The 18,988-nt window shown below is 61.8% G+C and carries 17 protein-coding genes and 1 pseudogene; 12 read left to right on the top strand and 6 right to left on the bottom strand.

Annotation, left to right across the window (positions count from 1 at the left end):
* Window positions 1-28: 28 nt before the first annotated feature.
* The 6 genes from QZ964_RS12860 to QZ964_RS12835 all read left to right on the top strand — a co-directional run bounded on the left by QZ964_RS12860 (window position 29) and on the right by QZ964_RS12835 (window position 7,281).
* Window positions 29-1,096: an MbnP family copper-binding protein gene (locus QZ964_RS12860; protein ID WP_292532056.1), complete on the top strand. Its 1,068-nt coding sequence runs from the start codon at window positions 29-31 to the stop codon at window positions 1,094-1,096.
* Window positions 1,093-2,271, top strand: a complete 1,179-nt coding sequence (locus tag QZ964_RS12855; RefSeq protein WP_292532055.1) for a methanobactin export MATE transporter MbnM — start codon at window positions 1,093-1,095, stop codon at window positions 2,269-2,271. The genes QZ964_RS12860 and QZ964_RS12855 overlap by 4 nt, the downstream gene beginning before the upstream one ends.
* Window positions 2,272-2,301: 30 nt before the next feature.
* Window positions 2,302-4,758, top strand: coding sequence for a TonB-dependent receptor (locus QZ964_RS12850; RefSeq protein ID WP_292532054.1), 2,457 nt, complete (start codon window positions 2,302-2,304; stop codon window positions 4,756-4,758).
* A 206-nt stretch (window positions 4,759-4,964) separates the two neighbouring features.
* Window positions 4,965-6,335, top strand: coding sequence for an extracellular solute-binding protein (locus QZ964_RS12845; protein WP_292532053.1), 1,371 nt, complete (start codon window positions 4,965-4,967; stop codon window positions 6,333-6,335).
* Window positions 6,296-6,829, top strand: a complete 534-nt coding sequence (locus QZ964_RS12840) for a hypothetical protein (RefSeq protein ID WP_292532080.1) — start codon at window positions 6,296-6,298, stop codon at window positions 6,827-6,829. The genes QZ964_RS12845 and QZ964_RS12840 overlap by 40 nt, the downstream gene beginning before the upstream one ends.
* A 77-nt stretch (window positions 6,830-6,906) precedes the next feature.
* The gene (locus tag QZ964_RS12835; RefSeq protein WP_292532052.1) at window positions 6,907-7,281 is read left to right on the top strand and encodes a DUF971 domain-containing protein; all 375 of its coding nucleotides are present in this window, start codon (window positions 6,907-6,909) and stop codon (window positions 7,279-7,281) included.
* 55 nt (window positions 7,282-7,336) lie between these two features.
* On the opposite strand, the gene QZ964_RS12830 is transcribed toward QZ964_RS12835, so the two are convergent.
* The 4 genes from QZ964_RS12830 to QZ964_RS12815 form a co-directional block, all read right to left on the bottom strand.
* Entirely contained in the window at window positions 7,337-7,960 is a 624-nt protein-coding gene (locus tag QZ964_RS12830) for a L,D-transpeptidase (protein WP_292532051.1), read from the bottom strand.
* A gap of 184 nt (window positions 7,961-8,144) precedes the next feature.
* Window positions 8,145-9,731, bottom strand: a complete 1,587-nt coding sequence (gene serA / locus QZ964_RS12825) for a phosphoglycerate dehydrogenase (protein ID WP_292532050.1) — start codon at window positions 9,729-9,731, stop codon at window positions 8,145-8,147.
* Between the two features lie 192 nt (window positions 9,732-9,923).
* Window positions 9,924-11,105 carry a phosphoserine transaminase gene (locus tag QZ964_RS12820; RefSeq protein WP_292532049.1) on the bottom strand — a complete coding sequence of 394 codons (1,182 nt, stop codon included), beginning with the start codon at window positions 11,103-11,105 and terminating at the stop codon, window positions 9,924-9,926.
* Window positions 11,106-11,224: 119 nt separating this feature from the next.
* Window positions 11,225-11,521: a BolA family transcriptional regulator gene (locus tag QZ964_RS12815; RefSeq protein ID WP_292532048.1), complete on the bottom strand. Its 297-nt coding sequence runs from the start codon at window positions 11,519-11,521 to the stop codon at window positions 11,225-11,227.
* Window positions 11,522-11,609: 88 nt separating this feature from the next.
* Here QZ964_RS12815 and QZ964_RS12810 point away from each other — a divergent pair, with 88 nt between their 5' ends.
* The 4 genes from QZ964_RS12810 (at window position 11,610) to cobT (ending at window position 15,682) form a co-directional block, all read left to right on the top strand.
* Window positions 11,610-12,209 (top strand): J domain-containing protein, encoded by a 600-nt coding sequence (locus tag QZ964_RS12810; protein WP_292532047.1) that lies wholly within the window; start codon window positions 11,610-11,612, stop codon window positions 12,207-12,209.
* Window positions 12,210-12,301: 92 nt separating this feature from the next.
* Window positions 12,302-13,300 (top strand): cobaltochelatase subunit CobS, encoded by a 999-nt coding sequence (cobS, locus tag QZ964_RS12805; RefSeq protein ID WP_292532046.1) that lies wholly within the window; start codon window positions 12,302-12,304, stop codon window positions 13,298-13,300.
* A gap of 102 nt (window positions 13,301-13,402) precedes the next feature.
* Complete coding sequence (locus QZ964_RS12800) at window positions 13,403-13,630, top strand: zinc ribbon domain-containing protein (protein ID WP_292532045.1); 228 nt, start codon at window positions 13,403-13,405, stop codon at window positions 13,628-13,630.
* A 132-nt stretch (window positions 13,631-13,762) separates the two neighbouring features.
* Window positions 13,763-15,682 (top strand): cobaltochelatase subunit CobT, encoded by a 1,920-nt coding sequence (gene cobT, locus QZ964_RS12795; protein ID WP_292532044.1) that lies wholly within the window; start codon window positions 13,763-13,765, stop codon window positions 15,680-15,682.
* A gap of 715 nt (window positions 15,683-16,397) precedes the next feature.
* On the opposite strand, the gene QZ964_RS12790 is transcribed toward cobT, so the two are convergent.
* Complete coding sequence (locus QZ964_RS12790; protein ID WP_292532043.1) at window positions 16,398-16,853, bottom strand: hypothetical protein; 456 nt, start codon at window positions 16,851-16,853, stop codon at window positions 16,398-16,400.
* Between the two features lie 553 nt (window positions 16,854-17,406).
* Here QZ964_RS12790 and QZ964_RS12785 point away from each other — a divergent pair.
* Together QZ964_RS12785 and QZ964_RS12780 are read left to right on the top strand one after the other, a co-directional pair.
* On the top strand, window positions 17,407-17,547 hold the full coding sequence (locus tag QZ964_RS12785) for a hypothetical protein (RefSeq protein WP_292532042.1): 141 nt from the start codon (window positions 17,407-17,409) through the stop codon (window positions 17,545-17,547).
* Window positions 17,548-18,046: 499 nt separating this feature from the next.
* Window positions 18,047-18,445, top strand: a complete 399-nt coding sequence (locus QZ964_RS12780; protein ID WP_292532041.1) for a carboxymuconolactone decarboxylase family protein — start codon at window positions 18,047-18,049, stop codon at window positions 18,443-18,445.
* A gap of 371 nt (window positions 18,446-18,816) precedes the next feature.
* Here QZ964_RS12780 and QZ964_RS12775 read toward each other — a convergent pair.
* Window positions 18,817-18,988 (bottom strand): annotated as a pseudogene (locus QZ964_RS12775) (IS630 family transposase); the annotation flags it as partial.

Below are 18,988 nucleotides of genomic sequence, written 5' to 3'. Positions count from 1 at the left end.
AATGCTCGTCGCCGACAGGAGAGTAATCATGAGCGCATTCAACGGAGTTGCCGTCGCCATCGGCGGACTTGTCGCGATTAGCGTCGCGCATGCCGCCAACAAACCCGACGCGAATGAAAGACAGCCGGTCGCGATACGCTTTGCGCTTGCGGCGGGCGATCAGCCGGTCGAATGCGGCCGCGACATCGCCGGGCTCGGAGCAGGCGGTCAGCCGGCCCAACTCCGCGATGCGCGATTCTATATCTCGGCGCCGGCGCTGATCGACGCCGCCGGCCGCGAAGTTCCGATCGAACTCGAACAAAACGACTGGCAATACGCCAACCTCGCCCTGCTCGATTTCGAAAACAAGACCGGCAAATGCATCGGCAGCGCCGACGTCAACGACACGATCAAAGGATCGGCCCCGCGCGGCCGCTACAAGGGAATCAGCTTCGTCATCGGCGTCCCGAGCGTCGTTCAGGATAAAGACGGCAAGGATGTCGTCCTCAACCACTCGAATTTCGCCACCGCGCCCGCGCCGCTCGATCTGCAGTCGATGACCTGGAACTGGCAGGCCGGCCGCAAATTCGTGAAAATCGAAGTCGATCCCGAAGGCGGCGTGACCCGTCCGCCGCTCAAGCCGAGAAGCCCAGCGGATGCGGCGAATGGCGCCGGCGCGCCCGGCGACAAGTCCGACGGCGGCGCGCCGCCCATGGCCGACGCGCCCAAGGCGGCGCCGCTGCGCGTCAATGAGGACGGCACGATCACGGTCTCAACCTGGATGCTGCATCTGGGTTCGACGGGCTGCCGCGGCGACGCCACGAAGGGCGAAATCACCTCCTGCACGAATCCCAATCGGATTCCAGTGAAACTGGCCTCCTTCGATTCTGCCAAGCAGCGCGTCGTGCTGGATCTGAAGCCGCTCTTCGCCGGCATCGATCTTGGCAAAGACAAGGGATTCTCGACCGGCTGCATGAGCGGTCCGGCCGATCCGGAATGTACGCCGATGTTCGAAAATCTCGGGCTTCGGCTCAAGGAAACCGCGCCTGACGCCAATGACGCCGGCCAGTCCGCCGGCGCGCAGACGAAAATCTTCCGCTCGGAGGCCGCAAAATGAAGCGCGGAACTCTCCTGCCCATCTTCGCCGCGATTTTGATCGCAAGCGGCGCGCAAGGCGAAACCAAACAAAGCGCGGAATCATGGAGCTGGACCTTGCCAGAGTTCATGCCGCCGCCCCGCGTTCCTGCGGACAATGCGATGTCGGAGGCGCGCTTCCAACTCGGGCGCAAACTCTTCTATGACGCCCGTCTATCGGGCAACGGCAAGGAAAGCTGCGCCTCATGCCATGAGCAGCGCCTGGCGTTCACCGACGGCCGGCCGGTCGGCGTCGGCGCCACCGGCCAGCATACCCCTCGCAATTCTCCCAGCGTGGCGAACGCCGCCTGGCGGGCCACGCTGACCTGGGCAAATCCGGCGATGGTCACGCTGGAAAAGCAGATGGAAGGGCCGCTCTTTGGCGAAGAGCCCATCGAAATGGGCGTCAATGACAATAACCGCAAAGAGATTCTCGCGCGCTTTGCGGGCGACGCAGACTATCGTCACGACTTCGCGGCGGCGTTTCCCGGCGAGCCGGACCCGATCAGCTTCGGCAACGTCATCAAGGCGATCTCAGCCTTCGAGCGCGGCGTGGTGTCAGCCTCCTCGAAATATGATCTCTATCTTCTCGGCAAGGCCACGCTCACTCCTGAGGAGACGCGCGGCAAGGACCTCTTCTTCGGCGAGAAGGCCGAATGCCATCACTGCCATGGCAGCGTGAATTTCGACGATCAGTTCTATCACGCGAAAACCCGCGAGATCGAGACGCCGTTCCACAATACCGGGCTTTATGATCTCGACGGCAAGGGCGCCTATCCGGAACCCAATCGCGGGGTGTTCGAGAACACCCACAACCCCGCTGAGATGGGCGCGTTTCGCGCGCCGAGCCTGCGCAACATCGCCGTCACCGCGCCCTACATGCACGACGGCAGCGTCGCGACGCTCGAGGACGTGATCGACATCTACGCGGCCGGCGGCCGCAACGTCGCCATCGGTCCCTTGAAGGGCGACGGTCGTTACAACCCGAACAAGAGCGCGCTGATCGTCCCGATTGATCTGTCGCCCCAGGAAAAGAGCGATCTGATCGCCTTTCTGAAAACGCTGACCGACGACTCCCTGCTGACTTCTCCCCGCTTCGCCGACCCGTGGAAACCGGCGTCGACCGCAAGCGGTCCAACGCGTGCGCCTGCTCAATGAGTCTCAACCCCGAATAGGAAAGAAAAGTCGATGAACGCCCGGTCGAAATTGATGCATGGAGCGGCGCTTGGCGCTCTCGCTCTCTTGTCCTCCGCGTCGCTTGTGCAGGCGCAGCAGACGCTGCCGACGATCGATATCGGCGGCCGGCTCCGCACGGGCCCGGGCGTTCGAGCAGTTCCGCGGGGACCCACGGTCGGAACGCCGACGGAGACGACTCCGGCCGTGAGGGAGTCGACGGCAGGCGAAGCGGGATATGCGCCCGGCTTTAGCGCCGCCCGCGCGAAGCTGCCCATCTACCGCGATCCGCCTGGCGAGACGGTCACGATCATCGACACCAAGTTCTTAAGGCCGACGCCCTTAGCGGATGTCCGGAGGGTGTTGGAATACAGCCCCGGCGTTTCAATACAGCAGGGCGATGGCGTGCGCGATCTGCAGATTTCGATTCGCGGATCCGGCAACCGCGCCGGCACTGGCTATCCGATCAACGTCCGCAACATCATGCTGTGGGAAGACGGCTTTCCGATCATGACGGCGGACGGCAATGGCCGCACCGACCTGCTCGATCCGCATTCTTTCGCCGCCGTCGACGTCTATCGCGGACCCTCATCCGCGCTCTTCGGCAATTACGCCTATGGCGGCGCGATCAATTTTCGCACCTTTTCCGGCGCCGAAATCGACGGCGTCCACACGGGTTCGGAATTTGGCAGCTTCGGCTATGTCAACAATTACATCCGCGTCGGCAAGGCTGTGAAGGACAGCGTGCTCGGCGGCTTCGATCTGGCGTTTTTTGCCTCCGACGCCAATAGCAGCGGGTGGGCCCGCAATTCTTTCTCAGGCAAGCAAGGCAAGTTTCTCGGCAGATGGGAGGTGACTCCTAACGATCGCGTGATTGTGAAATATATCGCCAACAATTTGAGATCGGAGTTTATCAATCGAAATAATTTATCGGTGTTCTATCTCAATCCTTTTCAACAAGGCTGCGCTATCCCAACCGTTTGGAACGCCCAATTGTGCAACAATTTGAACGTGCCCGTGAATGGCATATCTACCCCCGTCGTTCGCCAAAGCGTCTGGCAGCTCGGCACGCACTCGAACACGCTCAGACAGATCGGCGGCGTTCAGTTCGAACATGATTTTGACAAGGACACGACGTTGCGGACGCAATTCACATACGACTATTTCGACTTTCTCAACGGCACTTGGACGCCGCCGATTTTGGGGCCGGCCGGACCGGGCGGCCCGGTGGGCATCAGGGGTCCGACGGTGGGCATCACCGCGCAGACCGACGTCACCAGTCACATGCCGATCTTTGGATTTCCGGCGACGCACTTTCTCCAGTTCTTCTATAACAACGCCAAAACCACCAATCCGACCTTCAACCAGATTGCCAATAGATGGTATAGCGGCGCAATTGGCGCGCAGGTCGGCAAGATGGATTCCTACACGTCAAACATCAGTTTGCGTGCGCGCGAAGAAATTGCGCTCGCGCCGGGCCTGACCGGCGTCATCGGCTTCAGCGCCAACTGGAACCGGGTATGGGGCGTCAATACCGCCTATAACTACCCCGCCAACCTCGCGCCCAGATTTCCCACTCAGATCGCCGTCGACAATGACTATTGGAACACGGCGCCGGAAGCGTCGCTCACCTATCGCTATAGTCCCGAATGGCAGGTGAGAGCGCGCTATGCGACCGGCTACAGCACGCCGACATTCATCTTCCTTACCAATACGCGAAACGGCGTCGGACAAAATCCGCTGAAGGCTCAGACCAACATGGGCGTCGATCTCGGGATCGACTGGACGCCGAGCCCCGATCTCACGGTCAGCGCGACCGGTTTCAACGAATGGCACCGCAATGAAATTTTGACGTTGAACAATGCGCTCGTCAGCTATCAGCTGAACATTCCCTCCTCTGTCCACCGCGGCGTCGAGCTCAACGCCGATTGGCGGCCGTTTGAGGGATGGCGACTGATCGCCGCCTATACGTTCAACAATCAGATCTTCACCAATTATTGGGACGATCTCGGAACGATCGGGGGCGTTCCCGTTCTTTACAATCGCGCGAGCAACAGAATTCCCAATGTGCCGCCGCATACGCTGACGGCGCGCTATGGATATGATCAGCCCCACGGCGATCTCGCCGGCCTCGGCGCCTATGTCGAATATGTATTCAAAAGCGACTATACGATCGACAACGCCAACTACACCACTATCCCCAGCTACAGCGTGGTCAATCTCAACGCTCATTACAATCACGACCTGACAAACTTCTATATCAAGAACATCGAGCTCTTTTTCGACGTCCAGAACGTCTTCAATCGGACTTATGTCGCCGGCGCACAGGCGCTTGGCAACACACTCATCGCGGGCACCCCGTTTCAAACGCCGGTCGTCTGGCCGACCGGCGGCCTGGTGCTGGCGCAGGGCGCGGGCATCAGAGCTGGCCAGCCGATTGGTTTCAGCGGAGGCATTAAGCTCAAGTTCTGATGCGATCGGGCGCCGCCCCCATTTTAGGGGCGGCGTCCGCCGCACAAGCGTTTAAAGGTGAAGCTTCGAGAACGCTCACAGCTGCGATATCTCTCTGAACCGATCATGCGCCGCGCGAGCCGGCGATAGCGATCAGCAGTTTTTCGAATTGGAGATTGCCCGGGCCGAATAGTTTCAGTCCGCCGATCTGGCGAAGGAGGCGATCAATGCTTCGCGCTGGCCACCCAATCGGACCTATAATCGCCGCTGCGCGTCTCGCGGCTTTGATCCATGCCATCGCGTTCCTGCCGTCAGTTTCGGCGCTTGCCGATAAGCCTTCCAGCGCTGCCGTCACGCATGGTCTCGCGCTCTATGGCGAACCTGCGCTGCCGAAAGATTTCGCTCACTTTCCTTACGCCTATCCCCATGCGCCAAAAGGCGGCGCGCTGCGCCTCGGCCGGCGCGGGGGATTCGAAAGTCTCAATCCGTTCAACGCCAGATTCGGGGTCGCGCCGCAGCTCATCATCGGCAATGTCGTGGAAAGCCTGATGACCCGGTCGCAGGACGAGCCCTATTCGCTGTATCCGCTGATTGCCCAGTCCGTCGATATCGACGACGCGCGCGCGCATCTCACATTTCACATCGACCCTCGGGCGCGATTTTCCGACAAGTCGCCGATCGTCGCCGCCGACGTTCTATTTTCATTCGAATTGCCGAAGTCGAAAGGTCGGCCGGCGTTTCGCGCGGTTTTCGCCTTGGTCAAGTCCGCCGTTTCGCTCGACGATCGCACGGTGCGCTTCGACCTCACCGGCGTGACGGATCGCGAAGCGCCGCTCGTTCTCGCCGCCATGCCGGTTCTGTCGAAAAAAGCGACAAATGTGGAGCGCTTCGACGATGTCGATATGACGATTCCTCTCGGCTCAGGTCCTTATCTGATTTCCGAAGCTAAAGTCGGGGAGCGCCTGGTTTTGCGCCGCGACCCGGACTATTGGGGCCGGGACATCCCGAGCCAACGCGGGCTGTATAATTTCGATGAAGTCGACGTCGACTATTACCGCGACGGCGCCGCGCTGTTTGAGGCATTGAAAGCGGGTCTTATCGACTATCACGAGGAGACGAGCGCCGCGCGTTGGTCAACCGGCTATGATTTCCCCGCCGTTCGCAATGGCGCCATCGTGAAGGAAGTTCTGCGGCCCGGCCGGCCAACGGGAATGGAAGGCTTCGTCTTCAATCTGCGCAAAGCGCTCTTTCGCGATGTGCGGCTGCGTGAAGCAATTGCGATGATGTATGACTTCGAGTGGATCAACGCCAATTTCTACGGCGGACTCTATGCGCGCACGGAAAGCTACTTCGGCGAGTCGGACTATGCCTCGACGGGGCGTCCCGCGAGCGCCGCCGAACGCGGCTTCTTGCAAATTTTCCGGGCGTGGTGCGCGACGACATTCTCGAAGGCCGCTGGAGACCGGTTCAGCACGACGGTTCGGGGCGCGATCGCACGGTCGCAAAGCGCGCGCAAGCGCTTCTCGCCGACGCCGGCTACGTCCTCGTCGATGGGCGTCTGCAAAAGGATGGCGTTCCGGTCGCGTTCGAAATCATGATTCGTGACCGCGACGAAGAGCGGCTAGCGCGTAATTTCGCCGCTTCGTTGAAGTGCATCGGCGTCGAAGCCAATCCGCGCTTATTCGACGAAGTCCAGTATCAGCGCCGGCGGCAACGTTTCGAATATGACATGATGACCGGCCAATGGCTGCCCGCCGCGGTTCCCGGTCAGGAGCAGTTGAACCGGTGGAGCACGGAAAGTCTCATCCGGAAAAATTCGTTTAATCTCGCCGGCGCCGCTTCGCCGGCGATCGACGCGGCGATCGCCAATCTGCTTGCGTCGCGCACCGGCGAAGACAGCATCTGGGCGGCGCGCGCGCTCGATCGCATATTGCTTTCCGGTTTCTATTTCGTGCCGCTCCAGCATGCGAACGCCATCTGGTGCGCGCATACCGCCGCTCTCCGCCATCCTGAGCACACCCCGCTCTTTCCGATGTTCCCGTTCGGCTTCACTTTGGAGAGCTGGTGGACGCAGGGCGCTCAACCTCGTTAAGCGTCGCGTTGGCGGCCCGCGCCCGAAAGCGGTAGACATATTCGTCAACTGCTTGCGCGAGGCGTAGGAGGCGCATCATGGGGCATGAGCCCTGGCCGACTGAACTCCGCCTCTTAAAGGGCGGACGCATGCTGAACGTCGCTTTCGATGACGGCGCGCAATTCGCGCTTAGCGCCGAGCTGCTGCGCACGCAAAGCCCGAGCGCAGAAGTGCAGGGCCACTCGGCGCAAGAGCGCAAGACGGTCGGCGGCAAGCGCAATGTCGCGATCATCGCCGTCGCGCCGGTCGGCAATTACGCCGTGCGGCTCGACTTCGACGACATGCATCGCACCGGGATCTACACCTGGCGATATTTGCGCGAACTCGGCGAGACCGCGACGGCGCGATTTGACGCCTATCTCGAAGAACTTGCGGCGAAGGGGCTCGATCGCGATCGGCCCGGAGAAAAATAATCAGAAAAGGAACGGCCGACGCGCGCCGACCGTTCACACGCTCACTGCAAACATCTTAGCGCGTCACGACCACGCGGGTGCCGACCTTGACCCGGCTATAGAGGTCGACCACGTCGTCATTGGTCATGCGAATGCAGCCCGACGACACGGCCTGGCCGATCGTCCAGGGCTCGTTGGAGCCGTGGATGCGGTAGAGCGTGCCGGAGAGATACATGGCGCGCGCGCCGAGCGGGTTGCTCAATCCGCCGACCATGTGCCTTGGCAGGTCGGGACGGCGGCGCAACATTTGCGCCGGGGGCGTCCAGTCCGGCCACTCGCGCTTATGGGAAATGTAACGCGTGCCGGCCCATTCGAATCCCGGGCGGCCGACGCCGACGCCGTAGCGGATCGCCTGGCCATTGCCGAGCGTGTAGTAAAGGCGCCGCTCATTGGTGGCGATGATCACCGTGCCCGGCGCATATTTCGCGTCAAAGGCGACGATCTCGCGCGGAACGGCGACCGCCTGGGGGCGGCCGTCGCTCGTTTGGGGAGCGAAACCGCCGCCGAAAAGCGCACCGAAAGGGTCGAATGCCGGCGCGGGCGCCGGCTGCTGCTGCGCCGGGCTGCGCGCAAATCCCTCGGAAGAAACGCCGCAAAGCGCGCCGACCGCGCAAATCAATGCAAGAGCAAGACGCCGCATGATGATCCCTTTTTCGAGAGTGGGCGTGCGCCGCGCCGACTCAGAAAATCGGCGCGATCGCTGCCGATGATTAGTCTCGCAGCACGTTCGCGCAAGCAAGCGGGGAAGGCCCGCGAGGCGGCGTTTCTCCAGCGATTGTGGCACAGTTGCAACAGTAAGGTTGAGCGCAAGCGCGACAATAGGCTCAGAATTTCAGAGTCGTCGCCTGTTTGACGCCCGGCAGGCTCTTCAGATCTGCCAGAGCTTGCGCCGGCAACTCGCCGTCGATGGCGACGAGCGCGACGGCGCCGCCTCCGGGCTTGTCCCGGCCCAGCGCAAACGTGGCGATATTGACGTCGGCGTCGCCGAGCGCGCCGGCGAATCTGCCGATAAAGCCGGGCCGGTCCTCATTCGTCAGATAGATCATCGATGGCGCGAATTCGGCGTCGACGCCAATCTCGCCGATGCGAATGAAGCGTGGCTTGCCGTCATGGAAGACCGTGCCCGAAACGCAAATTTCGCCTTGCGCGGTATGCGCGCTGAGCGTGACGAGCGATTCATAATCGCCTTGCGCCTCGCGGGTGATTTCCTCGATCGCCAAGCCACGCTCCTTGGCGAGGATCGGCGCCGACACCGGATTGACGTCTTCTAGAATCGGCCGAAGCAATCCCGATATGGCCGCAGAAGTAATCGCGCGCGTTTTTTGGAAGGCGACGACGCCCTCATAGACGATCGACAATTTGTCGACGCCGGCGCGCGCGACCTGACCTACGAACAGGCCGAGCTTTTCAGCCAGCTCAACGAAGGGTTTGAGCCGCGGCGCTTCTTCAGCGCTGATCGAGGCGAAGTTTACGGCATTGGCGATCGCGCCGCGCGTCAGATAGTCCGCCATCTGCTCGGCGATCTGCAGCGCGACCTTTTCTTGCGCCTCGCTCGTCGAAGCGCCGAGATGCGGCGTGCAGACGACGTGCGGATGGCCGAACAGCGGATTTTCGGTGGCTGGCTCCTGCGCGAAGACATCGAAGGCGGCGCCGGCGACATGCCCCTCATCGAGGGCCTTGCGCAGCGCCTCTTCATCGACGAGTCCGCCGCGCGCGCAATTGATGATGCGCACGCCCTTGCACATCTTGGCGATGTTTTCCGCCGAGAGAATGTTCTTCGTCTGCGTCGTCAGCGGCGTGTGCAGCGTGATGACGTCGGCGCGCGCCAAGAGCTCGTCGAGTTCGACCTTTTCGGCGCCCAGCTCCTCGGCGCGTTCTTCGGTGAGATAGGGGTCAAAAGCGATGACGCGCATCTTGAGGCCGAGCGCGCGTTCGGCGACATTCGCGCCGACATTGCCGCAACCAATGACGCCGAGCGTCTTGCCGGTGATCTCGACGCCCATGAAGCGGTTCTTTTCCCATTTGCCGGCTTGGGTCGAGGCGTCGGCGGCGGGAATTTCGCGCGCTAGGGCGAACATCAGGGCGATGGCGTGTTCGGCGGTGGTGATCGAATTGCCGAAAGGCGTGTTCATGACGATGACGCCGCGCGCCGTCGCGGCGGGCACGTCGACATTGTCGACGCCGATGCCGGCGCGGCCGACGACCTTGAGCCGCCGCGCCCGCTCCAAGATATCGGCAGTGACCTTGGTCGCCGAACGAATGGCGAGCCCATCATAGTCGCCGATCGCGGCGGCGAGCTTGTCCTTGTCCTTCCCCAGGGTCGGTTCGAAATCGACGTCGAGGCCGCGCAGCCGAAAAATCTGCGCGGCGGCGGGCGAAAGAGAATCTGAGATGAGAACGCGCGGCGGCATGAAAGTCCTGTTTCTTACTTTGCTGGCGGAGATTGTTCCGCCTGTTGCATCTCAGGCGGCAACCCGAGAAGCAAGCCACGACCAATCCTGTAGCGCATTTGCGTTGTTGTCTGCCGAGGCCTTTTCCTGTGGCGAGACAGATTTTCTATTCATGTCGGCTTCCCGCTACTTCGCGAACGCGTGTCGCGTATTTCACGCCGCTTGCGTCGCCTCGGCGCGAGCCTCCTCATAGGCCCAATCGAGCCACTGCGTCAGCAGCGCTACGTCGGACGTCTCCACCGTCGCACCGCACCAGATGCGAAAGCCCGGCGGCGCATCGCGATAGGCGCCAAAATCATAGCCGGCGCCCTCCTTTTCGATCATCGCGACCATCCTCTTGGCGAGCGCCGCCTGCTTGTCGGCGCCTTTCGCCGCGCTCTCTCCAGAAAAGACGAGGCAGACGCTGGTGTTGGAGCGTATCGCCGGATCCTTGGCGAGGAAGTCGATCCAGGGCTTCTTTTCCACCCAATCGCCGACCGCTTGCGCATTGGCGTTGCAGCGGGCGAACAGCGCCTCAAGCCCGCCGATCGATTTCGCCCAGGAGAGCGCATCGAGATAATCCTCGACGGCGAGGAGCGAGGGCGTGTTGATCGTCTCGCCTTGAAAGATCCCTTCGATGAGCTTGCGCTTTGTGGCCAATCTGAAAATCTTCGGCATCGGCCAGGGCGGCGCATAGCTCTCGAGTCGCTCGACCGCGCGCGGCGAGAGAATGAGCATGCCATGCGCGGCCTCTCCGCCGAGCACCTTCTGCCAGCTGTAAGTCGTCACATCGAGCTTGGCGAAATCCAAGGGCTGCGCGAAAGCGGCTGACGTCGCGTCGCAAATCGTCAGGCCTTTGCGGTCCGCGGCAATGAAGTCGGCGTTCGCCACGCGCACGCCGGAGGTCGTGCCGTTCCAGGCGAAGACCACGTCATTGTCGAAATCAATCTCTGCGAGATCGGGCAGTTCGCCGTAGGGCGCGACGAGGCTTCGCGCCTTCTCGATCTTCAACTGGTTGAAGACGTCATTGACCCAGTCTTTCGAGAAGCTCTCCCAGGCGACGACGTCGACGCCGCGCGGGCCGAGCAGCGACCAGAGCGCGATCTCCACGGCGCCGGTGTCGGACGCCGGCACGATGCCGATGCGGTAATCGGCAGGAACACGCAAAATCTCTCGCGTCAGCGCGATCGCCCGCGCAAGCTTCTCCTTGCCGACCTGCGAGCGGTGCGACCGACCGAGCGCCGCCCCGGCGAGATATGCAAGCGCCCATCCGGGACGCTTGGCGCAAGGGCCGGAAGAAAAGCAGGGATTTATCGGCTTGGCGTCGGGTTTCGCCACTTTGTCGGCAGCGGGCATGGCAGCGTCCCCTCTGGCGGCGCCGCTCTAGAAAGCGCCGCTGTCGCCCGCGCTACGCGCCGCCCGGCCGGCCGTCAAGAGCGGCCGGCTTCAATCGCGCATCGAGAGTTCGCGAACCCTCACGAGCGCGACGCTTCCTGCGGAGTCTTGGCGCGAATCGCCAGAGCGTGAACCCGATCGGCGAGTTCCTCGGCGAGGAGCGCATTGACCAGACGATGCCGCTCGATCAAGCTCTTGCCCTCGAAAGCCGCGCTCACCACCTCCACGGTGAAGTGGGTTTCGCCTTCGGCATGATGATGCCCATGCCCGGCGTGGCGATGCGAATCGTCGATGACGTTGAGCGCCGCGGGCGCAAGGCCTTCGGTGAGTTTTTGGGCAATGCGCGTCTTGACGACGCCTTTACTCTGATCCGTCATGTTCATCTCCCGGTCGAACGCCGAATGTGCATATCCGGCGCCGGTTGTGCTTGCGGCTTTTGCTGCGGCGCCATCATAATGGAATGCCATGAACCTGAATTCGCCCCTCTTCGATCGCATCCGAACGCAGCGCGAGCCGCGCGAAGCCCCGCGCGAGCGCACGGTCCGCTGCGATTCGCCCGGCTGCGAGGCCGAGGGCGCCTTTCGCGCGCCGATGGGCCGGCTGCGGGAGGGGCAGTATTTGTGCTTCTGCCTCGAACATGTCCGGGAATACAACGCAACCTACAACTATTTCAACGGCATGGATGACGCTTCGGTCGCCCGCTACATGAAGGACGCGACGGTCGGGCACCGCCCGACCTGGTCGATGGGGACGCGCCGCGGACAGGCCGGCTTTCGCGAGGACCAGACGGCGGCGGTCGATCCGCTCGGCGTCTATCGCCAGCGCTTCCGCCGCCCGCAGCCCGCCGCGCCGCGCCGCGGGCCGCACCATTCGCCGGTCACGATCAGGGCGTTCGTCGCCATGGGGCTTGAGGAGACGGCGGATAAAGAAGCGATCCGCGCCCGCTACAAGGAGCTCGTCAAGCGCCATCATCCCGACGCAAACGGCGGCGACCGCTCGCGCGAGGAAAAATTGCGGGAAATCATCCATGCCTATAAGACGCTGAGGGCCGCCCGGCTGGTCTGAGCGCTCGCGCCAAGCACGGTTTTTTCGCAGCGGCAAGGACAGATTCGGCGAAATTATGCGGGGATGAAAGGTCCGCGCAAGGAGGAGGCATTTTGGTCGCTGCAGAACACGCCGCAACGGGTCTCGACAGCCTGCCGGACATGAAAATTTCGGTGCGTCAGGTGTTTGGAATAGACTCCGACATGGAGGTTCCGGCCTTTTCCGAGCGCAACGAGCATGTGCCGGACCTTGACCCCGACTATCTCTTCGATCGGCAGACGACGCTCGCCGTTCTCGCCGGCTTCGCCAAGAACCGGCGGGTGATGGTGACCGGCTATCACGGCACCGGAAAGTCGACCCATATCGAGCAGGTGGCGTCGCGGCTCAACTGGCCCTTCGTGCGGGTCAATCTCGACAGCCACATTTCGCGCATCGACCTCGTCGGCAAGGACGCGATCGTGCTGAAGGACGGCAAGCAGGTCACCGAGTTTCGCGACGGCATCCTGCCCTGGGCGGTTCAGCACAATATCGCGCTGTGCTTCGACGAATATGACGCGGGGCGCCCCGACGTGATGTTCGTCATCCAGCGCGTGCTCGAAGTCTCCGGCCGATTGACGCTGCTCGACCAGAACCGGGTCATCCGCCCCCATCCGGCGTTCCGCCTGTTCGCCACCGCCAATACGGTGGGGCTCGGCGACACGTCCGGCCTCTATCACGGCACCCAGCAGATCAATCAGGCGCAGATGGACCGTTGGTCGATCGTCGCGACGCTGAATTATCTGCCGCATGACGCCGAGACCAACATCGTGCTCGCCAAGGTGAAATCCTATGGCGCGTCGAAGGAAGGCCGCGACATCGCCAATAAAATGGTGCGGGTCGCCGATCTCACCCGCAACGCTTTCATGGCCGGCGACCTCTCGACGGTGATGAGCCCGCGCACGGTGATCACCTGGGCCGAGAACGCCGAGATTTTCGGCGACATCGGCTTCGCCTTTCGGATGACGTTTTTGAACAAATGCGACGAGCTGGAGCGTCCGCTCGTCGCCGAGTTTTACCAGCGCTGCTTCGGCAAGGAGCTGCCGGAAAGCGCGGTGAATGTGGTGATGACGTAGGCGCTGCGGCGCTCGGATCGCAAATCGCCAATTCTCAAAGTCGCCGCAACCCGGAACGGAAATTGCTCGCGTCGGCGTGAATGCATATGACGCGAGGCCCTCATGCCGCTTTACGCCTATGTCTGCGACGCCTGCGCGGCGGAATTCGAACTGCTGGTGCGCGGATCGGACGTTCCAGCCTGTCCCAATTGCGGGGGCGACAAGCTGCAACAGCAGATTTCCCGCATCTCCAAGGAAATCAAATATCCCGCCATGGCGAAAGCCTGGCGCCGGCGCGCGGCGGCGGAAGGCGATCTGTCGAATTTCAGCAAGGCCGAACGGAAGTTGTAAGGAATCGCGCAATCCTTGCTTCGTTGGGAACGCATGGCGGACGCCTCTGGCGGTATCGGTAAGGCGTCGGGGCCGCGCATCGCGTGAGGCTTTTCCTTCCGGCGCCCGCGTGAACTGGTCTATATAGTCTCCATGCCGCCAGCGCCGACAAACCGCCGTCCCGCCTCGCCCAAAGAGGCGCCGCAGGAGCCGTTCAAGCGCGCCGTCGCCGGAGCGATGCGCGCCATGGCCCGCGCGCCGGCGCTCGACGTGATTTTCGCGCCCGAACGGCCCTCGCTCATCGCCGGCAATGACGGCGCCAAGGCGCGGCTGACCGAGCCGCCGCGCAAGCTGAACCTGAAAGACGCGGCGATCCTGCGCGGCCAGGCGGATTCGCTGGCGCTGCGTCTCGCCTGCCACGACGACGCGCTGCATCGCCGCTATGCGCCGGAGCCCCCGGCCGCCCGCGCCGCCTTCGACGCCATGGAGCAGGCGCGCTGCGAGTCGGTCGGCGCGATGCGGATGCCGGGCGTCGCCGCCAATATCGGCGCGATGCTCGACGACCGCTATCAGCGCAGCCACGCCGCCGAGATTTCTAGCCGCGACGACGCGCCACTCGAGGACGCGCTGGCGCTGCTCGCCCGCCAGCGCCTGACCGGACTCGCGCCGCCGGCGCATGGCCAGAAGATCGTCGAGATGTGGCGCGACTCCATCGAAGAGCGGGCCGGCGCCGATCTCGACCGGCTCTCCGGCGCGGTCGAAGACCAGAAGCTCTTCGCCCAGATCGTGCGCGAACTGCTCTCCCATCTCGACATGGCGAGCGGCGAAGCGCCCGACGAGACCAGATCCGACGAGGACAGCGAGGAGGCGCCGCAAAATCCCGACCAGAACGAGAGCGACGACCGGGACGATGAGGAGTCCAAAAGCTCTGCCGACATGGATACCGCGCTCGCCGCCGAGGACGCCGAGCAGGAAGGCGAAAGCGACTCGGCGGACGCGCCCTATGGCGAGACCGAGCGCGAGGCCGATGCCGGGGACGCGGAGGAAGCCGCCGAGGCGCGCCGGCCTGCGACCAACGCCGCCGAGCGCGCCGGCGCGGAATATCTCGCCTACACCACCCGTTTCGACGAGACCATTCGCGCCGAGGAGCTCTGCGACGCCGAGGAGCTGGACCGGCTGCGGGCCTATCTCGACAAGCAGCTCTTGCATCTGTCGTCGGTGGTGGGGCGACTGGCAAACCGGCTGCAGCGCCGGCTGATGGCGCAGCAGAGCCGTTCCTGGGAATTCGACCTCGAAGAAGGCATGCTCGACCCCGCGCGCCTGCCGCGGGTCATCATCGATCCCCAGCAGCCGCTCTCGTTCAAGCGCGAAAAGGACATGGATTTTCGTGATACGGTGGTGACGCTGCTGCTCGACAATTCCGGCTCGATGCGCGGGCGCCCGATCACCGTCGCCGCCACCTGCGCCGACATTCTGGCGCGCACGCTGGAGCGTTGCGGCGTCAAGGTCGAGATACTGGGCTTCACCACCCGCGCCTGGAAAGGCGGCCAGTCCCGCGAGGCCTGGATCGCCGAGGGCAAGAAACCCAATCCCGGCCGTCTGAACGACGTCCGCCACATCATCTACAAGGCCGCCGACGCGCCCTGGCGGCGCGCCCGGCGCAACCTCGGCCTGATGATGCGCGAAGGGCTGCTAAAGGAGAATATCGACGGCGAGGCGCTGGACTGGGCGCATCGCCGGCTGATGGCGCGTTCCGAGCAGCGGCGCATTCTGATGATGATTTCCGACGGCGCCCCGGTCGACGATTCGACGCTTTCGGTCAATCCTGGCAATTACCTCGAACGCCACCTGCGTCAAATCATTCACGAGATCGAGACGAAGTCGCCGGTGGAGCTGATCGCCATCGGGATCGGCCATGACGTGACGCGCTACTACCGGCGCGCGGTGACGATCGTCGACGCCGAGGAGCTGGGCGGCGCCATGACTGAGAAGCTCGCCGAGCTGTTCAGCGAAAGCGCCGCCCCCGCGCCGCCGAGCCAGCGCCTGTCCCCGCGCGCCGCCGCCCGGCGTTAACCGGTCGGCGCCGCCTGTTAACTTCTATGCAACGATTCGACGCGTTCCCCTCAGCGTCAGTCGAACCGTAGGGGACCCGTGATGGCGTTCATTCAGTGGCAGGACAATCCGCCTCGGAGAGACACGTCTGAGATTGAACGAGTCGTGTGCGTTGCGACGGTGGTTGCCGGCGCTCCCCTTCCCACTTTGCCTAGCCCTAACGATCTCGGAGTCCTGAATCGCCCGATTGGATAAAAAAAACCGCCGATGCTGACCGAAGAACTGGGTTCATACGGGCGAGCCATCGGCGGCAGACACTTGTGAGCACCAGGGTCGCGAATCGTCATCAATACAGGGCGGCGATTCCTGTGGCGGATTTTTGCCCAGGCAACGGGCAGTTATTCGGAGGAGTGTAAGTGACGGAGTGCTTGCCTAGACGCGGCTCAATGGGGACTGGGATAGGTCCGCCTTTTTTCGCTCCACCACTTGCCCCTGACCCTTCGCCACCGCCCGTGCTGGAATCCGTACTCGCCGTGTTGGAAGGAGTGCTCGCCGCCTGTTTTGCTTTATTTGCTGAGTTCGTCAGAGCCGCGATCGCAGAGTCAGGCGTTCCAGCAGCCGCATAAGCCTGTAAATCCGCAAGAACGAAACCCATTGGATATTGAGATGTTTGGCACTCGTCCATTCTGGTTATGATAATACCTCTTATTTTAAGCCTATCGGCATCCATTTGAGTCTATATAGCTTGCAGAGTTTGGGTCCTGAGTAGATCTTGGTTGTAGACAGCTCTTGCGCCGCCAACAGCGGTTGCTGCAGTCGCTAATACCTTCGTGGTTTGCACTACTGGAATTGCAGTCGCCGCTGTTGTGAGGCCAAGCTGAGCAAAGTCAGCAAAGGAGGCTACGCCTGTATCGCTGACGTTGAGTAGGGTAACGAAGTTGTAGTAGTTTCTGTCGATCTCAAAAAGCTTCATTGCAATATATTCATTACGGCGCGGCTTGCCCATGACTTGTGCACTCTCTGCGGTTGCTTCGATAGCAGGAATATCTGTGTCGAAAACATTTCCGAACTGATCAGCATGTGATATTTGAGAAAAATACTCAAGAGATCTGCATCCACCATTCAGACTTGCGGCGATTGCAATCGCGCTTACGACAAATACTCGTCGAGCGCTCTTTGAGAAGCGGTTCATCTGTCAGCCCCTGCTAGTTAATAATGGAAAAGCTTTTGAACGACTCAAACACGCTGATTCGTTATGCTATTACTAAAACTTGATCTCGGCTGTTGCAAAAAAGACACATTTGCAGAAAAGCGTGTGTTCTCTCGTGCTTGGCGTTCAGAAAGTTTTTGTTGTTACTCTATTGGCTTAAAATTCAATATTATAAGTTTGGCGTAGCTGAAGACTAGCCCTATACGTCGGTCGCGAAAATTCTGTGGAATTAGTATGCAAAACGATCGGCGCATCATTGGGTCACGGTGGTCAGCTGCACCGGCGGGTGCCGCCGCAAATAATTCGTCATGACCTACTACCGCCGCGCAGTGACGAGCTGGGCGGCGCCATGACCGAGAAGCTTGCCGAGCTGTTCAGCGAAAGCGCCGCCCCCGCGCCGCCGAGCCAGCGGCTGTCCCCCTCGCAGCGCGCCGCCGCCCGGCGTTAACCGTCAGCGCTTCGTCTTAACTTTTTTGCAACGATTCCACGCGTCGCGCGTTTCCCTTGAGCGTCGGTTGAACTTTAGGGGATCGTGATGGCGTTCATTCAGTGGCAGGACAATGCGCCTCGGAGAGAGGCAAGCGAAACTGAGCGGCTTATGTGCGTGTCGGCCGTGGTCGCGCTCGCCTGGCTGCCCTTCGCCCTGTGCGCCGCGCTGACCATCTGGGGCTCGTAAGCCCGCCTGTCGGTAGCCGAAGCCATCCCTGACATCCGCGTTGGCCGGGAGGCCGTGCGACGCCTGTGAGGCGCGCACTGGCCGCCGAAGCGCTGTCATTCCTGGCAGGCCGCAGGCCTGACAGGGAATCCCGGGCCGATTGAAGAACGCTGGTCTTGCTCTGGATTCCCGATCGCGCGCCAAGCGCGTCGGGAATGACCCGCGAGCGGGTCAACTTTCGCGAACGCCGCTTCCGCCATTTCCTATCCTATTCTGTCGGCGTCGATTTGCGTCTATAAGGCTTGAGGACGTTAAGTCCGCCGCAGCTCTTTCTCTTGGACGGCTCATGCGCCTGGCCGCGCTTCTTAAATCGATGTTCTTTTTCGTCGCGATGGCGCTGGCGCTTTCAAGCTGCGGCGTGAATTATCATATCAATCCGGGCCCGCGCTCATGGCCCGCCGCCGCGAACCCTCCCAACAAATGACATCGTCGCTTAGCTGCGCATCAAACGGGAGAGATCATGGCCACGGTTCGACTGCTCGCCGACGAGGAACTTTCGCCCGAGGCGCGCGCCGTCTTCGCCGACATTCGCGCGACGCGCAAAAGCGACTTCGTCAATAATTTCTGGCGCGCGCTCGCGCATGATCCGGCGACCTTGAAGCGCACCTGGGAGAGCGTGAAAGAGGTCATGGGACCAGGCGTGCTGGAGCCGAAGGTCAAGGAGATGATCTATATCGCCGTCTCCATCGCCCATGCCTGCCCCTATTGCATCCATTCGCACACCGCCAACGCCCGCGCGAAGGGAATGAGCGAAGAGGAATATCGCGAACTGCTGGCGATCGTCGGCATGGCGTCGGAGACCAACCGTCTCGTCACCGCGCTCGGCGTTCCGATCGATGAGGCTTATGAAGTGGGGTGAGGTCAGGTGTAACGGCGCGTAACCTGCGCTTCTCAGAAACCCACGGCCTTGCGCAGTCGGGTCAGGAAGCGCCGATCCCCACCTCCTTGCTGCGTTTCGTGCAACGATGGCTGCGCGGAACTTGCGGCGTCGATGTGTCTGCTGTTCCATATCTTTCTTACAAACGAACGCGCCTCTTGAAGCTCCTCATCCGTTTCCAAATTTCTTTCATCCAAAATTTTGTCGACAAATGCCGGCCCCTTTGAAGCTTGAATAGTACGACAAAAGCCTTCCAATTCGCCGACGGGAACAAGCCAGATACCGATAGCTGCGCACTTGGCGCTTAATTGGTCAAAATGATTGATGGACCCTCTAATACCAACCTGTGCTGATCAGAACCGATGCGCCCAGTCGCGCAAACCGATGGACATGATGCACCAGGGTTGTTCGATGAGTTTGTTCCAGGCGTCGCAGCAATGGTCGACGATGTCGTCGTATGATTTGAACACGCGATTGGAGAGCCAGTTGTCGCGCATGAACTGCCAGAGGTTCTCGACCGGGTTG

This window comes from Methylocystis sp. (genome assembly GCF_021731785.1).
In the GTDB taxonomy this organism is placed as follows: domain Bacteria; phylum Pseudomonadota; class Alphaproteobacteria; order Rhizobiales; family Beijerinckiaceae; genus Methylocystis.
The sequence above is the reverse complement of the archived record's forward strand: the minus strand, read 5'-3'. Positions and strand labels throughout refer to the sequence as shown.

What these genes read in the sequence shown, in the direction of transcription:
- QZ964_RS12860 (WP_292532056.1), top strand. Translation starts at nt 29, where the DNA reads ATGAGCGCATTCAACGGAGTTGCCGTCGCCATCGGCGGACTTGTCGCG.
- QZ964_RS12855 (WP_292532055.1), top strand. Translation starts at nt 1,093, where the DNA reads ATGAAGCGCGGAACTCTCCTGCCCATCTTCGCCGCGATTTTGATCGCA.
- QZ964_RS12850 (WP_292532054.1), top strand. Translation starts at nt 2,302, where the DNA reads ATGAACGCCCGGTCGAAATTGATGCATGGAGCGGCGCTTGGCGCTCTC.
- QZ964_RS12845 (WP_292532053.1), top strand. Translation starts at nt 4,965, where the DNA reads ATGCTTCGCGCTGGCCACCCAATCGGACCTATAATCGCCGCTGCGCGT.
- QZ964_RS12835 (WP_292532052.1), top strand. Translation starts at nt 6,907, where the DNA reads ATGGGGCATGAGCCCTGGCCGACTGAACTCCGCCTCTTAAAGGGCGGA.
- QZ964_RS12830 (WP_292532051.1), bottom strand. Translation starts at nt 7,960, where the DNA reads ATGCGGCGTCTTGCTCTTGCATTGATTTGCGCGGTCGGCGCGCTTTGC.
- serA (WP_292532050.1), bottom strand. Translation starts at nt 9,731, where the DNA reads ATGCCGCCGCGCGTTCTCATCTCAGATTCTCTTTCGCCCGCCGCCGCG.
- QZ964_RS12820 (WP_292532049.1), bottom strand. Translation starts at nt 11,105, where the DNA reads ATGCCCGCTGCCGACAAAGTGGCGAAACCCGACGCCAAGCCGATAAAT.
- QZ964_RS12815 (WP_292532048.1), bottom strand. Translation starts at nt 11,521, where the DNA reads ATGACGGATCAGAGTAAAGGCGTCGTCAAGACGCGCATTGCCCAAAAA.
- QZ964_RS12810 (WP_292532047.1), top strand. Translation starts at nt 11,610, where the DNA reads ATGAACCTGAATTCGCCCCTCTTCGATCGCATCCGAACGCAGCGCGAG.
- QZ964_RS12800 (WP_292532045.1), top strand. Translation starts at nt 13,403, where the DNA reads ATGCCGCTTTACGCCTATGTCTGCGACGCCTGCGCGGCGGAATTCGAA.
- cobT (WP_292532044.1), top strand. Translation starts at nt 13,763, where the DNA reads ATGCCGCCAGCGCCGACAAACCGCCGTCCCGCCTCGCCCAAAGAGGCG.
- QZ964_RS12790 (WP_292532043.1), bottom strand. Translation starts at nt 16,853, where the DNA reads ATGAACCGCTTCTCAAAGAGCGCTCGACGAGTATTTGTCGTAAGCGCG.
- QZ964_RS12785 (WP_292532042.1), top strand. Translation starts at nt 17,407, where the DNA reads ATGGCGTTCATTCAGTGGCAGGACAATGCGCCTCGGAGAGAGGCAAGC.
- QZ964_RS12780 (WP_292532041.1), top strand. Translation starts at nt 18,047, where the DNA reads ATGGCCACGGTTCGACTGCTCGCCGACGAGGAACTTTCGCCCGAGGCG.